General features: G+C 51.8%; 14 protein-coding genes. 7 read left to right on the top strand and 7 right to left on the bottom strand.

Annotation, left to right across the window (positions count from 1 at the left end; all coding sequences use genetic code 11):
- Positions 1-969 (top strand): NADH oxidoreductase, encoded by a 969-nt coding sequence (hcr, locus tag ACHHZ6_RS17910; protein ID WP_395122810.1) that lies wholly within the window; start codon positions 1-3, stop codon positions 967-969.
- A gap of 90 nt (positions 970-1,059) precedes the next feature.
- Here hcr and ACHHZ6_RS17915 read toward each other — a convergent pair whose 3' ends face one another.
- Positions 1,060-1,494, bottom strand: a complete 435-nt coding sequence (locus ACHHZ6_RS17915) for a DoxX family protein (RefSeq protein ID WP_182919704.1) — start codon at positions 1,492-1,494, stop codon at positions 1,060-1,062.
- A 152-nt stretch (positions 1,495-1,646) separates the two neighbouring features.
- Between ACHHZ6_RS17915 and poxB the strand changes: the two genes are divergently transcribed.
- The 6 genes from poxB (at position 1,647) to ACHHZ6_RS17945 (ending at position 9,201) form a co-directional block, all read left to right on the top strand.
- A complete protein-coding gene (gene poxB / locus ACHHZ6_RS17920; protein WP_395122811.1) occupies positions 1,647-3,365 on the top strand; it encodes a ubiquinone-dependent pyruvate dehydrogenase in 1,719 nt (572 codons plus the stop codon).
- 38 nt (positions 3,366-3,403) lie between these two features.
- Positions 3,404-4,405, top strand: a complete 1,002-nt coding sequence (ltaE, locus tag ACHHZ6_RS17925) for a low-specificity L-threonine aldolase (protein WP_395122812.1) — start codon at positions 3,404-3,406, stop codon at positions 4,403-4,405.
- Between the two features lie 14 nt (positions 4,406-4,419).
- A complete protein-coding gene (locus tag ACHHZ6_RS17930) occupies positions 4,420-5,856 on the top strand; it encodes an SDR family oxidoreductase (RefSeq protein ID WP_196391066.1) in 1,437 nt (478 codons plus the stop codon).
- 93 nt (positions 5,857-5,949) lie between these two features.
- On the top strand, positions 5,950-6,963 hold the full coding sequence (locus ACHHZ6_RS17935) for an NAD(P)-dependent oxidoreductase (RefSeq protein WP_182274349.1): 1,014 nt from the start codon (positions 5,950-5,952) through the stop codon (positions 6,961-6,963).
- A 221-nt stretch (positions 6,964-7,184) separates the two neighbouring features.
- Complete coding sequence (locus tag ACHHZ6_RS17940) at positions 7,185-7,577, top strand: hypothetical protein (protein ID WP_395122813.1); 393 nt, start codon at positions 7,185-7,187, stop codon at positions 7,575-7,577.
- A 202-nt stretch (positions 7,578-7,779) separates the two neighbouring features.
- The gene (locus ACHHZ6_RS17945) at positions 7,780-9,201 is read left to right on the top strand and encodes a PAAR domain-containing protein (RefSeq protein ID WP_395122814.1); all 1,422 of its coding nucleotides are present in this window, start codon (positions 7,780-7,782) and stop codon (positions 9,199-9,201) included.
- Between the two features lie 513 nt (positions 9,202-9,714).
- On the opposite strand, the gene ACHHZ6_RS17950 is transcribed toward ACHHZ6_RS17945, so the two are convergent.
- The 6 genes from ACHHZ6_RS17950 to gspL form a co-directional block, all read right to left on the bottom strand.
- Complete coding sequence (locus tag ACHHZ6_RS17950) at positions 9,715-11,544, bottom strand: chitinase (RefSeq protein WP_182919698.1); 1,830 nt, start codon at positions 11,542-11,544, stop codon at positions 9,715-9,717.
- Positions 11,545-11,682: 138 nt separating this feature from the next.
- Complete coding sequence (iagB, locus tag ACHHZ6_RS17955) at positions 11,683-12,129, bottom strand: type III secretion system invasion protein IagB (protein WP_395122815.1); 447 nt, start codon at positions 12,127-12,129, stop codon at positions 11,683-11,685.
- 134 nt (positions 12,130-12,263) lie between these two features.
- Positions 12,264-14,978, bottom strand: coding sequence for a glycosyl hydrolase family 18 protein (locus tag ACHHZ6_RS17960; protein WP_395122816.1), 2,715 nt, complete (start codon positions 14,976-14,978; stop codon positions 12,264-12,266).
- 239 nt (positions 14,979-15,217) lie between these two features.
- Positions 15,218-16,015 carry an A24 family peptidase gene (locus tag ACHHZ6_RS17965; protein WP_182919695.1) on the bottom strand — a complete coding sequence of 266 codons (798 nt, stop codon included), beginning with the start codon at positions 16,013-16,015 and terminating at the stop codon, positions 15,218-15,220.
- Positions 16,012-16,497: a type II secretion system protein GspM gene (gene gspM / locus ACHHZ6_RS17970; protein WP_182274342.1), complete on the bottom strand. Its 486-nt coding sequence runs from the start codon at positions 16,495-16,497 to the stop codon at positions 16,012-16,014. The genes ACHHZ6_RS17965 and gspM overlap by 4 nt, the downstream gene beginning before the upstream one ends.
- The gene (gene gspL / locus ACHHZ6_RS17975) at positions 16,494-17,636 is read right to left on the bottom strand and encodes a type II secretion system protein GspL (RefSeq protein WP_395122817.1); all 1,143 of its coding nucleotides are present in this window, start codon (positions 17,634-17,636) and stop codon (positions 16,494-16,496) included. Before gspL ends, gspM begins: the two co-directional genes overlap by 4 nt.
- Positions 17,637-17,647: the final 11 nt, after the last annotated feature.

A 17,647-nucleotide genomic window follows, 5' to 3' on the forward strand; every position in this document is an offset into this window, starting at 1 on the left:
ATGACGATGCCAACCTCACAGTGTCCGTGGCGGATGCAGGTTCATCACATCCGTCAGGAGACGCCGGACGTGTGGACGCTGTCACTGCAGTGTCATGACTACTATCCGTATCGTGCCGGTCAGTATGCGCTGGTCAGTGTCCGCAACGCGGCGGACACCCTGCGCGCCTACACCATCTCCTCTACGCCGGGTGTGAGCGAGTACATTACGCTCACTATCCGTCGCATTGATGACGGCGCTGGCTCTCAGTGGCTGACCCGTGACGTGAAACGTGGTGACTATATCTGGTTGTCTGACGCGCAGGGGGATTTCACCTGTGACGACAAGGCAGAGGATAAATTCCTGCTGCTGGCCGCTGGTTGTGGCGTAACACCGGTGATGTCAATGCGCCGCTGGCTGGCTAAAAACCGCCCGCAGTCCGACGTGCAGGTGATCTTCAGCGTCCGTTCACCGGAAGATGTGATTTTTGCCGACGAATGGCGTAACTATCCGGTCACGCTGGTTGCTGAAAACAATGCTACCCACGGCTTTGTGGCCGGTCGCCTGAGCCGCGAGCTGCTGCAAAACGTGCCGGATATTGCCTCACGCACCGTGATGACCTGCGGCCCTGCGCCGTATATGGACATTGTCGAAGAGGACGTGAAAGCGCTGGGTGTCACCCGCTTCTTCAAAGAACAGTTCTTTACGCCTGTGGCGGAAGCGGCGACCAGCGGTATGAAGTTCACCAAACTGCAACCGGCGCAAACCTTCTTTGGCCGCGTGGGCACCACGCTGCTGGAAGCGCTGGAAAGCAACAACGTGCCGGTCGTTGCTGCCTGTCGTGCTGGCGTGTGCGGTTGTTGTAAGACGAAAGTGGTGGACGGTAACTACACCGTGACCAGCACCATGACGCTGACCGACGCGGAAATCGCCGAAGGGTATGTACTGGCCTGCTCATGTCACCCGCAGGGTGACCTTGTTCTCGCATAAACGGTAAACGTTCACTCGTAGGCCCGGTAAGCGTTAGCGCCACCGGGCTTTTTGTCGGGTGGTACTGCGTTTACCCGACCGACAATGACACTACCGCCACGCGGGGTCTTTCCCCACTGCGTAACGCCCTGCCCCTAAAAACGCTATCGCGAGTGAACCCATAAAGAAGTAGACCAGGCTCTCCATCGCCCACGCGCCTACGGCGTCGAGCGCAAAGGTTTCACCCGTGCCCACCATCAGCCATGCCACCACCATCGTAAATGCCAGTACCAGCGCTGCGGGACGTGTAAGGAAACCAAGAATGATCAGGATCGGTGCCACGACTTCGCCAATCAAGACGCCATAAGCAATGAACCCCGGTAGCCCTTTTTCCACCAGCAAATGACTGATGAACCCAACGCCGCCCAATAATTTGTGTAATCCGTGAAACAACATCAGCCCGCCAACGGCAAGTCGTAACAAAAGTTTGCCAAGATCGTCGCACGCTAGCTTTTTATTAACAGCAGTTAACAATGATTTAACCATTTGGAATGATTCCTGTTTTCACCCGTGGTATCACCAGATTATGTCGGATAATGACATCTGAAAAGCACCCGTTAATAGGGGGGATTTGGCAGGCAATACAGAGGCTTTCTTCTAAGCTTGTAAGCGATATGACAAAAAGGAGCGGGACACTCATGAAACAAACCGTGGCTGCATACATAGCAAAAACCCTCGAACAGGCTGGTGTAAAACGTATCTGGGGCGTCACTGGCGACTCCCTGAACGGACTCAGTGACAGTCTCAACAAGATGAAAACCATTGAATGGATGCCAACCCGTCATGAAGAGGTTGCCGCCTTTGCCGCCGGAGCCGAAGCGCAACTCACGGGTGAACTGGCCGTCTGTGCCGGGTCATGCGGGCCGGGAAACTTACACCTGATCAACGGCCTGTTTGACTGCCACCGCAACCATGTGCCGGTGCTGGCGATAGCGGCTCACATCCCCTCGACGGAAATCGGCAGCGGCTATTTTCAGGAGACCCATCCTCAGGAGCTGTTTCGTGAATGCAGCCACTACTGCGAGCTGGTTTCCACACCGGAGCAGATCCCTCAGGTACTGGCGATTGCGATGCGCAAAGCCGTACTGAACCGGGGAGTTTCCGTCGTGGTGTTGCCGGGCGATGTGGCACTCAGGGCAGCACCGGAAAGTGCCAGCAGCCACTGGTATCACGCGCCGCAGCCGGTGGTTACGCCCACCGAAGAGGAACTGAAAAAACTGGCGCAGTTGCTGCGTTACTCCAGCAACATCGCCCTGATGTGCGGCAGCGGCTGCGCGGGGGCACATCAGGAACTGCTGGCGTTTGCCGGTAAACTGAAATCCCCGATTGTCCACGCCCTGCGCGGCAAAGAACACGTGGAGTACGATAACCCGTACGATGTGGGCATGACCGGGCTGATTGGTTTTTCCAGCGGTTTCCACACTATGATGAACGCCGACACGCTCATTTTGCTCGGCACTCAATTCCCTTATCGTCCGTTCTACCCGACGGATGCCAAAATCATTCAGATTGATATCAACCCGGCCAGCATTGGCGCGCACAGCAAAGTCGATATGGCGCTGGTGGGTGACATCAAATCCACCCTGGCCGCCCTGCTGCCGCACCTTGAAGAAAAAACAGATCGGACATTCCTCGATAAAGCCCTGAGTGATTACCGCAATGCGCGTAAAGGCCTGGACGATCTCGCCAAACCGAGCGATAAGGCCATCCATCCGCAATACCTGGCACAGCAAATCAGCCATTTTGCTGACGACGACGCCATCTTTACCTGCGATGTGGGCACGCCAACCGTCTGGGCAGCGCGCTACCTGAAAATGAACGGTAAGCGCCGCCTGCTGGGCTCGTTTAACCACGGCTCAATGGCCAACGCCATGCCGCAGGCGCTGGGAGCGAAAGCCACCGTGCCAGAGCGTCAGGTGGTGGCAATGTGTGGCGACGGCGGGTTCAGCATGCTGATGGGTGATTTCCTGTCGGTGGTACAGATGAAGCTCCCGCTTAAAATCGTGGTCTTTAACAACAGTGTGCTGGGCTTCGTGGCGATGGAGATGAAGGCCGGTGGTTATCTCACCGACGGTACCGAACTGCACGATACCCATTTCGCCCGTATCGCTGAAGCGTGCGGCATCACCGGTATCCGCGTGGAAAAAGCCGCTGATGTGGACGAAGCGCTCCAGCGCGCCTTCACCATCGACGGACCGGTGCTGGTGGATGTCGTGGTCGCCAAAGAAGAGCTGGCAATCCCGCCGCAGATCAAGCTGGAGCAGGCCAAAGGATTTAGCCTCTACATGCTGCGCGCCATTATCAGCGGACGCGGTGATGAAGTGATCGAACTGGCAAAAACCAACTGGCTCAGGTAAAACATTTCACATGACCTCTGACATTAAAGGGATGTGAAATGATTGATTTACGCAGCGATACTGTTACCCGCCCGAGCCGTGCCATGCTCGAAGAGATGATGGCCGCCCCGGTCGGGGACGACGTCTATGGTGACGATCCAACCGTCAACGAACTGCAGCGTTATGCCGCAGAACTGAGCGGTAAAGAGGCCGCGCTGTTCCTGCCAACCGGCACCCAGGCGAACCTGGTGGGGCTACTCAGCCACTGTGAACGCGGTGAAGAGTATATCGTCGGCCAGGGTGCGCATAACTACCTGTATGAAGCGGGCGGCGCAGCGGTGCTCGGCAGCATTCAGCCACAGCCGATTGATGCCGCACCGGACGGCTCCCTGCCGCTCGATAAGATCGCCGCAAAAATCAAAGCTGACGATATCCACTTCGCCCGTACAAAACTGCTCAGTCTGGAAAATACCCATAATGGCAAAGTGCTGCCGCGTGAGTATCTGAAAGCCGCATGGGAATTTACCCGCGAGCGCAAGCTGGGGCTGCACGTTGACGGCGCGCGCATCTTTAACGCCGTGGTGGAGTATGGCTGCGAGCTGAAAGAGATCACCCAATATTGTGACTCGTTCACCATTTGCCTCTCTAAAGGCCTGGGTACACCGGTAGGTTCCCTGCTGGTCGGCAATGCGGACTACATCAAACGCGCCAACCGCTGGCGTAAGATGACCGGCGGCGGAATGCGTCAGGCGGGGATTCTGGCGGCGGCAGGGTTATATGCCCTGAAAAACAACGTGGCGCGCCTGAAGGACGATCACGACAACGCGGCATGGATGGCGACTCAATTGCGCGAAATCGGTGCCGACGTGATGCGTCACGACACCAATATGCTGTTTGTCCGCGTGGGTGACGAGCACGCTGCCGCGCTGGGTGAATTTATGAAAGCGCGTGGCGTGTTGATTAATGCCTCTCCGGTGGTGCGTCTGGTTATGCATCTCGATGTTAGCCGTGAACAGCTGTCAGAGGTGGTGAAACACTGGCAGGCATTTTTACAGCGTTAAGTAAGGAGCATAACGTGCCGCAACGTATTCTGGTGCTTGGTGCCAGTGGGTATATCGGTCAGCACCTGACGTCTGCGTTAAGCCAGCAGGGGCACCAGGTGCTGGCAGCGGCACGCAGCATTGAGCGCCTGCAAAAACAAAATTTGCCCGGCGTGACCTGTCACAGCGTCGATCTCAACTGGCCACAAGAACTTCCTGCCCTGCTGGAAGGGGTCGATACGCTTTACTACCTGGTCCACAGCATGGGTGAAGGTGGGAATTTTATTGCCCACGAGCGTCAGGTGGCAATGAACGTCCGTGACGCCCTGCGGCAAACGCCGGTAAAGCAGGTGATATTTTTAAGCTCGCTACAGGCTCCCGCAAATGAACAGTCCGATCACCTTCGCGCCCGCCAGCTCACGGCTGACACGTTGCGCAGCGCGAATATTCCCGTCACCGAACTACGGGCGGGGATCATCGTGGGAGCCGGTTCCGCCGCATTCGAAGTGATGCGCGATATGGTCTACAACCTGCCGGTACTCACGCCACCGCGCTGGGTGCGCTCGCGCACCACGCCAATTGCGCTGGAGAATTTACTTCATTATCTGGTGGCGTTGCTGGATCACCCAACCGACACACATCGCGTACTGGAAGCCGCTGGCCCTGAAGTGCTGAGCTATCAGGAACAATTTGAACATTTCATGAACGTCAGTGGCCGCCGACGCTGGCTGGTCCCTATCCCCTTCCCGACCCGCTGGATCTCGGTCTGGTTTTTAAATGTTATTACCTCGGTGCCGCCAACCACCGCGAAAGCGCTGATCCAGGGGCTAAAGCACGATCTACTGGCAGACGATCGCGAACTGCGCGCGCTGATCCCACAGACGTTGATCCGCTTTGACGACGCGGTTCGCAACACGCTGAAAGAGGAAGAGAAACTGGTGAACTCCAGCGACTGGGGTTATGACGCGCAGGCATTTGCCCGCTGGCGACCGGAGTATGGCTATTACCCAAAACAGGCAGGCTGCACGGTCAAAACCTCTGCCAGCCTCGCGGCGCTGTGGGAAGTCGTGAACCAGATTGGCGGTAAAGAGCGCTATTTCTTCGGCAATATCCTCTGGCAAACGCGTGGCGCGATGGATCTGCTCGTCGGCCATCGGCTGGCGAAAGGCCGTCCTGCTCACCCGTATCTTGAGGTGGGCGATACGGTCGACAGCTGGAAGGTGATTATCGTCGAGCCGGAAAAACAGCTGGCGCTGCTGTTCGGTATGAAAGCGCCAGGGCTGGGTCGACTCTGCTTTACCCTCAAAGACAAAGGCGACCACCGTGAACTGGATGTGCGCGCCTGGTGGCATCCTCACGGTATGCCGGGTCTGTTCTACTGGTTGTTCATGATCCCCGCGCACCTGTTTATCTTCCGCGGAATGGCCAAACGTATTGCGCAACTGGCAGCACAAAAGCAGGAAAAATGCTAAATAAAACTCTTATTCTTTCACCTTTCCCATTGCATAGCGCCGTAATTCACGAAAGAATGCGCACGAAATTCTTTTTCAACACAGTGGATTGATATGAAGGTACTGGTTACCGGGGCGACCAGCGGCTTAGGCCGAAATGCGGTCGAGTTTCTGCGCAACAAAGGCATCAGCGTCAGGGCGACCGGTCGCAATGAAGCAATGGGTAAACTTCTGCAAAAAATGGGTGCAGAATTTGTCCACGCCGACCTGACGGAGCTGGTTTCTTCTCAGGCAAAAGTGATGCTCGCCGGTATTGATACGCTGTGGCACTGCTCCAGTTTTACTTCCCCGTGGGGCACGCAGGAAGCCTTTGATCTCGCCAACGTGCGCGCCACGCGCCGTCTGGGCGAATGGGCCGTTGCATGGGGCGTACGTAACTTTATTCATATCTCTTCACCATCACTCTATTTCGACTATCACCACCACCGCGATATTCAGGAAGATTTCCGTCCGGCGCGTTTTGCCTGTGAGTTTGCCCGCAGCAAGGCGGCCAGCGAAGAGGTGATCGACCTGCTGGCGCAGTCGAACCCGCATACGCGGTTTACCGTGCTGCGTCCGCAAAGCCTGTTCGGCCCGCATGACAAAGTGTTTATCCCACGTCTGGCGCAGATGATGCACCACTACGGTAGCGTACTGCTGCCACGGGGTGGCGATGCGCTGGTGGATATGACTTATTACGAAAACGCCGTACACGCCATGTGGCTGGCGAGCCAGCCGGACTGCGATAAGCTGGTGTCAGGCCGCGCGTACAACATCACTAACGGCGAGTCCTGCACGCTACGCAGCATTGTGCAGCGGCTGATTGACGAGTTGCAGATCCACTGCCGTATTCGCTCTGTGCCCTACCCGATGCTGGATATGATCGCCCGCAGTATGGAGCGTTTTGGCAGTAAATCCGCCAAAGAGCCCGCGCTGACGCACTATGGCGTCTCAAAGCTCAACTTTGACTTTACGCTGGATATTTCACGCGCTGAGAACGAGCTGGGGTATAAACCGATTGTGACGCTGGATGAAGGGATTGTGCGCACGGCGGCGTGGTTACGCGATCACGGGAAATTGCACCGCTAAGAGACCCGGCCTCATGTAGGCCTGGTAAGCGCTACGCCATCCTGCAAAAGACAGGGAGTGCGACCTGATGTCCTCACCCTGCACCTCTCCCATAGGGGAAGAGGCAAAAAAAATATTACGATAAAAAGAATAAGGCGTTGTCTGTTCCTCCGGCGATTTCGAAAACAAAAAAATGGTATCATTTCATCCTCTGCGATTCCGCAATAGAATTGATCGACATAATGATTTCACGTTATCCTGAACATGAATATTTATTCCCTAATCAGGGTTACGGTCAAAAGGTCAAACGCTGGAAAGATAAATTAGCTTCTGGTTTGAATGGAAAACATTCACAGGGACCAACAAAACATATGTCCAGCGATATGCTGTCTGATAATATTGAACGCTTCTGTAAAAAACACCAGGTGATTAAATTTATCCCACGAGATTTCCGCCGAACGTTTAAGACTCTGGCTGGACAACTGAAAATCACAAAAGAAATTCGTGACAGAATACAGCACCATGCTTTACATGATGTTTCATCTGTACACTACGACAGATATGATTACAATGAAGAAAAATTAGAAGCGCTTTTAAAATTGGAAAGTAAACTGCATGAGTTAATGAAGTTCTAAATCAGTTATTCCACAGTAATTATCACCACCAGGAATGATATTCAATATATAATTCTCGGTGGTGATAATTTGATTTTTAGTTACTTTTCCCCACGTAATAAATGTGATCCCCCCCCAATTCTCATATGTAAAATGTATAATATCTTACAGCCAAAATGGCACTTAATTATTAACGATTCAACTAATGGAGAAGGTGAATATTATGGCGAGAGGATATTTTTTGACTGTGGGCTGTAAAACATCATGTGGTGGCTCAATCATTACAGGTTATGCGCAACATTCATTAACAGGGCAACCTACAGCCAGAAATGGAGATAAATACATATGTGGAGTTGATAAACAGGTTCATACTATTTTGGGTGGAATTCCGTTCTATTCTATAGATGGTGTAGCAGCAGCAGGGACTTTGCATAGTCGGGGAAGTTGTGATTGTAAATGTGAATTTATCCCTTCTGATTTTTCGATGTCTTATGATGATGAGCCTGTATCCAGACCTCAAAGACTTCAATCGTCCATACCAACCCCGATAGCACCAAAACCGGCGTCAACACCAACTTTCTCTCCTCAGCCACCAGCAGCCACACCTCCAAAACCAATTTCCCCTGTGCCAGTAAAAGAGGAAGAACAACGCGAACCAGTAGATGCGGGATTTTGCGTATTACCCTATGAGGCTACTCCCTCAACATATGAATCTTATATTTTTGTTAATCCCCCGGAGGGAACGCGTGAGCTGTATAAGAAATTAAATCCCGATATAAAGAAAAAACCTGGTTCAATTTTGATTATTGCAGATCCAGAAAAGCAGGATGCAGATCAAATAAAACATATCGAGAAAGCCAGAGATAAAATTGATAGTGCACTAGAATCATTAACATTAGATGAAGCAAGATTTTTGTATCAAAGCAGACATGTAATAGATATGTTTACATCATATAGTTCTGACTATGGTGGCATTCTTAGTGATATGTCAGAAAAATATTTTGGAGAAATTGAAAATACATTAAAGCAAATTCAGGATGCATATAAAAATCAATATATAACGCATGGGACGTTAATTAGTGAGCAATTTTTTGCAGAACGAAAACAATTATTCAAAAAACTGGATTGGATATTTTTAAAAATATTTAGGGAGCACATTGGTCTTACTCAATATGATGATATGAAAAAAGCACTAAGATTATCTTCGTCTTCAATTGTCCATAAATGGAATCAGACAGGGGTTAACGATATTGAAGGTTATGCAACATATATAGAAAAATCGGCAAAACTGGCTAAGTTAATGAAAAAATTCAATGCAGTTAGTATTGGTCTATCTGCATTGAATGGTGCTAATTCTATTTATGATGCCTGTACAATTGGCAGAGATTGTGAAAAAACGGCTTATACCGAAATTGGCAGGTTTTCAGGAGGTTTGTTAGTTCCTGCGATGTTTAATGCTTCAATCGAGTCTGGTGCAACCGCAATATGTTCAGTAGTATTGACTGCATTAAGTGCTCCAGAGGGCGGCGTTGGAGGTATTGCTTGCGGGATCGTTGTACAGGCAGCGGCAGCATTTGGCGTAAGCAAGGCTGGAGAAAAGATAGGTGAAACATCCGGTGAGGTAATATACAATGCGACAAAATAAAACAGGGGAAAAGTAAGAGTTATTATTTTATCTATAGGGCATAGAGAGAAAATGATTAATAAATCATCAATTACTTTAAGTTTAATAGGTATAGTATTTTTAGGAGGTATAATTATATACATTCTAATGTTTATAGCCAATAGAAATTTTTATACTATATGTGATTTATATAAAAATAAATTTGGAAAGTTACCATTGAGTACAGATTTATTTTATACATCATCACCATTTTTTTTAGCGGGATATAATATGAAGATGAGTTTCATATTATGGCCTATGTTATATAATAAAAAGTCCAAATATAGTGAAAACATTAATGATGTAGAGTTTATACGTTCGCTTCCTAAAAAACTCACCAGAATATACGTGATACATTTTTATTTTAGCATGATTATTGCCTTTTTCGCTTGTTCACTTGCGGTAATGTTATATGCAATAAAGTAAATGTTTCATCATACTGGTGATAATGGTATACACGAACTAAAACGGCAACCTTTCGGTTGCCGTTTGTTTTTACAGAGCCGTCCAGGCGTCAGACCATGCCAGACCTGCGCCTGGTTCATAGTATGCCGGGGCGTTGTTACACCAGCCGCTGTACGGGAACGGTTTGCACTGGAACAGTTTACCGTGGTTGTTCACGATATCACCTGCCTTGTACTTGCTGTTCGCGCTCCACGCTGCGTAAGAGCCGGAAGTGCCTTCGTCTTTCGACGGCGTGGCCGCTTTCGCTTTCACGTTCAGCAGATAGGTCGTCGTGCTGCTCAGTTCACCGTCGCTGACGGTCAGGCTCACTTCAATCTGCTGAGCCGTAGCAGACTCCGGAGCCGTGAAGGTGACAACCGCTTTGTCCTGGCCGGTCACCGTGGTGCCGTCCTGGGAACGCCAGGTGTAGGTCAGCGTGTTACCATCCGGATCGGTTGAACCTTCCGCACTCAGGGAAACCTGAGCACCGGCTTCAACCGCGCCGACCGGGCCGGCAATCTGCGCGACTGGCGCATGGTTTACCACCGCCGGTTCAGCCGGGGTCTCGTCTGGCGTTGGCGTTGGCGTTGGTGCTGGCGTCTCGTCAGATGGCGCTGGTGTTACCGGTGTTTCATCAGCAGGCGTGACGGAAGAACCGTCATCGTTGATGATGTTAACGTTGTAGAATTTCTTCACGCAGTTAGTGTAATCACCCTCTTTGAACGCGCTGAATGGCGTCTGGTAGCCCACCAGCTGGCAAGAGTACGTCTTGCCGTCTGGCGTGTCTGCGCTCCATCCCCAGTCCTGCTCCCAGTAGATCTTCAGCGCACCGGAACCCCCTTCATCAAACTGCTTCATGTTGGCACAACCCAGCACTTCATTAGCCGGAACAGGCACTTTCAGGTAGTTAGCAAACTCCTTGTAGTACTTGATACGGTTCTGAGACTGAGCGATTTCAGTCGGGCCGCCGCACTCTACGCCACCGTTGATGATCTGGGTAGTCACGCCGAAGCCCGGTACCAGACCGTTGGCTTTATCGTGATCGTTCGGCTGCCAGGTTCCGTCGATAACCTGAAGCATGCTTGGTTTTGGCGGCTGCGGATAAGCGAAGAAGAAGATGGCACTCGCCAGGTTCAGCCAGGTATCTGCCACCAGCTCCGGTTTGTCGAGCAGAGTGCGAACGGTACCGAACATCGCTTCAGAGAACGGACCGTAGTTGTAGTTGTAAGACAACTGTTTAGCACCGCGACCAAAGTAGCTCACGAAGTCGCCATCTTTGTCTTTACCGCACGGCCAGGTCTGGCCCTGCCAGATTTCCGGGTTACATTCGCCGTTGTACCCCCCCTTCTGCCCTTCACTCCAGCCCATCTCACGGACGTGAACCAGCGCCTGACGCCATTCAGCCTCCGGACGCCAGCTTTCATGGCCGCCGGTTTCCTGGGCAAAGTGCGCAAACATGGTTGCCAGCTCTTTACGGCAAATCGCGTCGCTGTCACGTCCGTCATTATAGGACTTACACAGCGCCGGGAATTTGCCCACTGCTTTCAGGAAGTTGCTGTAGGTGTAAGAGGCTGCGCGCATCGGGAACAGGTATTCCCAGTCGCTCTCTTTCACGATACCTTCAACACGTTTTACGTTATCCGGGTTAGCCGCGCGACCTGGTTCGATCATTTCAACCTGCGCGTTATCCAGCGTACGGATGGTGTCCTTTACGGAAGCCATCAGTGGGAAACTGGTCAGCTCATGTTCTTTTTTCGCCAGATCGCTGGCTTTCATGGTGTACGGTTCGCTGCTGGTCGCCTGCAGTGATGCAGCCTGAGCCATAAACGGAGCAATACATGCTCCTGCAACGAGTACGCTCAGAAGAGTCCTTTTAGTCATCTCAAATAATCCTGTTTTTAAGCAACAATGGTTAATGCAAACCCGGTTTATGTATTATTCCGTTAATAAATAAACCTGAGCGTGCAGTTATTTTCATTTTCTGAAGAACACTGAACGGCATTCTTCAAAAAACAAAAATCAATATTCATAGGTACTACGCGGTTTTATTTCCTGATATTTACGCCAGACCTTATGGGCATAAATCATCCGCTGCGGATAATTTTCTTTTTTCAATCCGGCATTATAGGCACCCACTGCTTCCCAGTTATAACCGTATACTTTAATCATATTTGATAATATTGAGGCACCCACCATAATGGAGGTGCAGGGCTCAGTTATCAGACGGCGCTCATCAATCCCATATCGCTGTAACTCTTCAAAATGCGTGCTATTAATTTGCATTAACCCTACATCATGTGAACCATCACGGTTCCAGCCGATAGCGTAAGGGTTCATACCCGACTCCACTTTCGCGATGGCAAATAATAAATACGGATCGACATGATAATAATGCGCCGCTTTATCCCAGCAGTTTGCAAATACGCTTTGGCTAACTAACAGTAATAATAAAATTATGCGTTTCATTTCTGCACCTGTTTACGTTATATCCCATCCTCTCCTTGCGCACGTCACTGTTATTTTAGAATTGACCACACCCGAAGCGGGGTGTGGTCGGGTATTGCGGGCGAATATCGCACCCGCAATTTTGGTTCAGAAGATTATTTGCAGTCCGCAGACGCGCCTTCTTTCACCCATACATCGCTGTTGCCTGGCTTATCACCACGGGTCCACCATTTCGCACGGTATACAGAACCCTGATACGTGGTGGTTTCACCGCCGTTATAAACGATGTCTGAACGCCAGTTCATTTTCACCTGGCTGACCAGTTCCCACGCGTCGGCACCAAAGCCAGGTTTGTTACCCTGAGTCCAGTACTTCGCTTTCCACACCAGGTTATCGCTGCTGACGGTATCGCCGCTGTTGTAAACCTTGCTGGCGGACCATGCCGCATATTTGCTGGCATTGGCGTCAACCGGGTTGTCACAGCTGCCTGTCGCAGCACCTTCGTCAGCTGGCGGTGTTACGTCATCAGCTGGCGGAGTCACGTCGTCAGAAGGTGGGGTAACGTCATCTGCTGGTGGGGTCACGTTATCTACGGCTTTCGGAGTCACGGTGACCTGTACGTTGGACTGTACGCTGGTCTTACCGTCAGAAACGATCACGCTCAGGGTGTAGCTGGAGTCTGAACTTACCTCTGGTGCCGTGATTGTGACGCTGGAGGTATCCGTACCGGTGGCATGCATATCGGCAGGAACGCTCCAGGAGTAGGTCAGCGCATCACCATCTGGATCCGCAGCCTGTGCGTTCAGGGTAAAGCTCTGGCCTGCTTCCAGGGTCACGGCTTCCATCTGGTTCACAACCGGTGCCTGGTTAGCTTTCGGCGCTTTGTTCACGACCTGTACGTCAACCGCATTGCTCAGCCCTTTCGCGTCAGTCACGGTCAGGCGGAAAGCCAGCGTCTGGTTGCTGGTGACAGCCGACACGTTGAAGGACGCTTTCGCTTTCGTGCTGTTGCTGATGGTTACCGATGGACCAGAGATCTGCGTCCATTTGTAGGTGATCGCATCACCATCCGGATCGGCAGAAGCGGAACCGTCCAGCGTTACGGTGACCGGGCCAGTGACGGTCTGGTCAGCCGCCGTCGCAACCGGTGCATGGTTAGTCACAACCGGATCAACCGGTGCAGAGCCACCCATCAGGCTTTCGTTCATCGCATTCAGAATATCGCCATTATCCGAGTCGATAGACCAGGAGAACAGGCCGCCCAGGTGTTTCGACAGAACGTACTTACCTTTCGCGGTCGCCGAGCGGGCATCTTCATAGGAGATCAGATCGCCGGTGGATTTGTTAAAGACGTAAGGCGCTTCGGCGTCAGCGTCATAGCCGTATTCCCAGCCAGGCTTGCCTTTGTATTCGTTGACAATCTGACGATAGTCAACCACGCCGGGTTCCCAGGTCCCCTTCACAGGACCTGTTGCGGTACCCGTGAACGGATTGTTACCCGTCTGGCCATGCACGCCGGTCCAGCCACGACCATACATCCCGGTCCCCACAACGATCTTACCTGGCTGTACGCCCTGTTGCAGCAGCGCATCCACACCATTAGCCGTGGTGTAGTCGGTATCCGGACGCCATGCCGGAGCATGCAGTGCCGCCTGATGGCCCAGTTCAGTGTTGCTCCACGCGCCATAGAAGTCATAGCTCATCAGGAAGATGTGATCGAGGTACTGCTGAGCGGTGGTGTAATCCACGTCGTCGATCTTATCTTTGCCGGAACCAATCGCCGTGGTCAGTTCATAGGTACGGCCTGTTTCCGTCGACAGCTCATTCAGCATTGCACGCAGATCGTGCATCAGGGCCGTGTAGGTTGCTTTATCCTGCTGAATGTTACCCAGCGTTTCATTCACGCCACCGCCACCAGGGAATTCCCAGTCGATATCCACACCGTCAAAGAATTTCCAGGTTTTCAGGAAATCTTTCACAGAGGAGACAAAGCGCGCGCGAATAGCAGGATCGTTCATTTTGAAGAACGGATCGGACATGGTCCAGCCCCCGATAGATGGCAGGACTTTCAGGCCCGGGTGCGCTTTTTTCAGCGCCATCAGCTGACCGAAGTTACCTTTGTATGGGTCATCCCAGTTGGAGACGCCAGACTGTGGTTTCTGCAGGGCAGCCCACGGATCGTGGATCGCCACGGTATAATCCGGACGGCCTGCACAGGCACGCTGCAACGCCGCAAAGCTATTGCCATTTTCGACGGTTTTCAGGCCATCGTTGATGCCGTCGCCGCCACAGACGGGAATAAAGCCGTACAGAATGTGGTTCAGGTTGGCGGCCGGGATTTTATCCACCGGGAAGTTACGACCGTACACACCCCATTCAGGGAAGTATGCACCAACCACTTTATCCGTATGCTGAGCGAAGGTTTTGTTGTTTTCCTGCAGCGGTGTATTCAACGGCAGCAAATGGCTACCGTCGGTGTCCGCGACAATAATCAGCTTACTGGCGCTTTTGGTGCAACCGCTGGCGTTACAGAGTTCAACCTGCTCCTGGTAACGACCACCTTTTTTCACCTTAAAGGTCGCAGAGCCAGAGGCACTGCCCGCACCAGACCACACGGTTTGCCCGTCCAGCAGCACTTTCGCTGACGTCGGTGCATCACCGCTCCAGACGTTCCACTCCACCTTCACATCCACGCCATCGTTATGTACTTTGACGAGGCTGTTATAGTCCTGCGCGGCCTGATCGACTTCAACGAGGGCAAATTTATCATTGCCGCTGCTAATAGTCGGTGTACCTGGCGCAGCTGCAAATGCAGAGCTGGTTGCCGCTGCAATAAAGAGCGCCAGATATTTCGGCTTCATAAATTTCATTTTTATTTCCTGATAAATTTATTCACAAAGATTCGAGCCCATATCTTCCTTTAAAATATGGGGTACTTTTCGCATAACTCACATTTAAACCAAATCATTTGTAACGCGTGATATTTCTCCATCAAAAGATAAAAGCCTGAATTCCGTTTGGCTTATATCTGTCACGATACACTGAAAGAAAAGAGCCATCTTTTCATTTTCTCGTCGAAAAGATTTTTAAAAAAACTTGACCTGAATATTCAAATAATGAAAGCGAACGATTGGCCCATAAATACCACTATTCCGGCAAATGCCAGATAAGGTCCGAAAGAAATAGCGTGGTTATTTTTATTTAAATTATTAAATGCAAAATAGCCGACAATACCGCTTAACGCGGCAGCTAACGCAATGACGGGTATCTCCTGCCAGCCGCACCAGGCACCTAACGCGGCCAGAAGCTTAAAGTCACCATACCCCAACCCCTCTTGCCCGGTTGTCAGACGAAACGTCCAGTACAGAAGCCAGAGCGAGAGGTAACCCACCGCAGCCCCCAATAACGCATCGCGTAACGGTAGCGCATGGTCAAATGCATGTATCAACAACCCCGCCCACAGTAGCGGCTGCGTCAGGCAATCCGGCAGAAGCTGATGCTGCCAGTCAATCATCGCCAGCGGCAGTAAAAAGGCCGCCAGCACCCAGATCGAGAACAATGCCTGAACGCCGGGTATGCACCAGGCCGTCAACCCCAAAAACAGCGCAGTAAAAAGTTCGATTAAAAATAACCGCAGTGGAATTGCCGTCTGGCAGCAGCGACAACGCCCGCGAAGCACCAGCCAGCTGATAAGCGGTATATTTTCCCACGCGTGAAGTGAATGCTGGCACACCGGACAGTGCGACGCGGGAAAAAGGAGATTGCCGCAGTTTTCCTCATCCATCACCATTCCCGGCACACGCTCTGCGACCACGCCAAGAAAGCTCCCCAGGATCGCGCCGAGTCCTCCGCTCATGACAGCAAACCCGACAGGATAGCTCTCCCGCGCGAGTATCAGCGTATTCATACTGCCTTTTTCCAGGTCAACTGGATTTCGGCTTTAACATCGCTGAGATGATCCACCGGTGTGAGATTCATTTTCTGTAGCCTTACGCCCGACGTCAGATTGATCTCTCGCAACCAGTTTTTTAATTCATAAACGTTAACCCGGTTAATGGCAAACGCCAGCGTCTGACCATCCTGGCGGACATCCGTCAGCGTTAAGTTAATCTCGTGCGCACTGTTCTCCACCACACTACGTGGATTATCTGTTTTAATTTTTTGTACCGGGAGATGATGCCTGTCAATTTCTGCTTTCATCCAGTTCAGCGTTTCTGTTTGTCGTGCCAGTACCGACTGACTCTCTTTAATCATGGTATCCAGTGGGATCACCCCGGCGTAATAAACAACAGCACTGCATATTGCAGCCAAACATATTTTTAATATTGCTTTTTCTCTGGCGCTGTAATTCTGGTAACGAGATTTGAGCTGTGTGATTCGTGCCTTCATTTATATTTCCCTGTGATCATGGCGGTATACGGCGCATCCTTTGAAATTGGCTGTAAAGAGAAATCAAAATGCGTACCGGCCTGATGAATAAAATCCTGTAATGCCTGAGCGTTTTGCGCACTGACGCTCAGCGTCAATGCACCTTGCGCGTCATCGTATTCAAGCAGATTAATTTCCATCGCCGGGACGGACTGCCGGGCTTTTTCCAGCGCGTCCAGTTGAAGGAAAATCCCCTTTCTCTGCTTCTTCATGTTCTGACCAAAGTGGTATTTGATGTTGGTCTGCTGTCGCATGCTGGGGAAGTGGTGCTGATAAAGCTGCACGATCGCCTCCTGAACCTGGTTTTCCTGCTGCACCAGCGTCCACGCCATTGCAATACGCGGCCCTGACAGCAAGCCAAGCGACAAAAGGCCCATTGCCACGACAGCGGCTTTTAGCCCTTTCGTCGCCCCACGGTTTGCCGCTTTAGCGCTAAAGGCACCGTGCAGGAGATTGACGCGGCAGTTTTGCCACTGCGGCTGGATCAACACTAACGGGTGCTGCCACGCCAGCTGTTCATCCGCCTCAACACCGGCAGGGATGTCACCATAGCAGCACACCTCTCCTTCACCGGTTTTTTGCATGAGCAGCGGCAACAGGCTCGCCTCAACGTTACAGGCGGTATGGGGGGATAAGCGCAGCCAGTAGTTTTCCTCCAGCGCGATAAGCGTACTTCCACCTGCGGCTACAGGCAGCAACCAGGCATCCGGCAATACCTGAATGACCTTCAGGCCCGCCTCATGAAAACGGGCCAGCCACTGATGCAAGATCCCGGTATCAATGGCCACCGCATCCACTTCGCCCCCCTTCTTGTGGAGTACCGTCCAGTGAAGATTATCCACCTCGCCAATCAGCGTCTCCTCCGCCATCCACGAGAACGCCGTCGCCTGCGATGCCACTTTTTTCGGCAGCGTAAAGTGACGGAAGATCATCTCGCTGGCAGGCAACAGCAAACAGACGCGGGATGCCAGCGGGTGTTCAGCAAGGATCGTCAGTGCCTCCTGGCTGTCCAGCGTTGTCACCTGCTGGCTGCCGAATTCACACCACCCGATTTTCCCGTCCTCACGGCTGTCGGGACGAATAAAAAGTACCTGTTTCATAGCGTTCTACT

Source organism: Enterobacter cloacae complex sp. 2024EL-00214, from assembly GCF_043945575.1.
Lineage (GTDB): Bacteria > Pseudomonadota > Gammaproteobacteria > Enterobacterales > Enterobacteriaceae > Enterobacter > Enterobacter cloacae_P.

What these genes read in the sequence shown, in the direction of transcription:
- hcr (WP_395122810.1), top strand. Translation starts at nt 1, where the DNA reads ATGACGATGCCAACCTCACAGTGTCCGTGGCGGATGCAGGTTCATCAC.
- ACHHZ6_RS17915 (WP_182919704.1), bottom strand. Translation starts at nt 1,494, where the DNA reads ATGGTTAAATCATTGTTAACTGCTGTTAATAAAAAGCTAGCGTGCGAC.
- poxB (WP_395122811.1), top strand. Translation starts at nt 1,647, where the DNA reads ATGAAACAAACCGTGGCTGCATACATAGCAAAAACCCTCGAACAGGCT.
- ltaE (WP_395122812.1), top strand. Translation starts at nt 3,404, where the DNA reads ATGATTGATTTACGCAGCGATACTGTTACCCGCCCGAGCCGTGCCATG.
- ACHHZ6_RS17935 (WP_182274349.1), top strand. Translation starts at nt 5,950, where the DNA reads ATGAAGGTACTGGTTACCGGGGCGACCAGCGGCTTAGGCCGAAATGCG.
- ACHHZ6_RS17940 (WP_395122813.1), top strand. Translation starts at nt 7,185, where the DNA reads ATGATTTCACGTTATCCTGAACATGAATATTTATTCCCTAATCAGGGT.
- ACHHZ6_RS17945 (WP_395122814.1), top strand. Translation starts at nt 7,780, where the DNA reads ATGGCGAGAGGATATTTTTTGACTGTGGGCTGTAAAACATCATGTGGT.
- ACHHZ6_RS17950 (WP_182919698.1), bottom strand. Translation starts at nt 11,544, where the DNA reads ATGACTAAAAGGACTCTTCTGAGCGTACTCGTTGCAGGAGCATGTATT.
- iagB (WP_395122815.1), bottom strand. Translation starts at nt 12,129, where the DNA reads ATGAAACGCATAATTTTATTATTACTGTTAGTTAGCCAAAGCGTATTT.
- ACHHZ6_RS17960 (WP_395122816.1), bottom strand. Translation starts at nt 14,978, where the DNA reads ATGAAATTTATGAAGCCGAAATATCTGGCGCTCTTTATTGCAGCGGCA.
- ACHHZ6_RS17965 (WP_182919695.1), bottom strand. Translation starts at nt 16,015, where the DNA reads ATGAATACGCTGATACTCGCGCGGGAGAGCTATCCTGTCGGGTTTGCT.
- gspM (WP_182274342.1), bottom strand. Translation starts at nt 16,497, where the DNA reads ATGAAGGCACGAATCACACAGCTCAAATCTCGTTACCAGAATTACAGC.
- gspL (WP_395122817.1), bottom strand. Translation starts at nt 17,636, where the DNA reads ATGAAACAGGTACTTTTTATTCGTCCCGACAGCCGTGAGGACGGGAAA.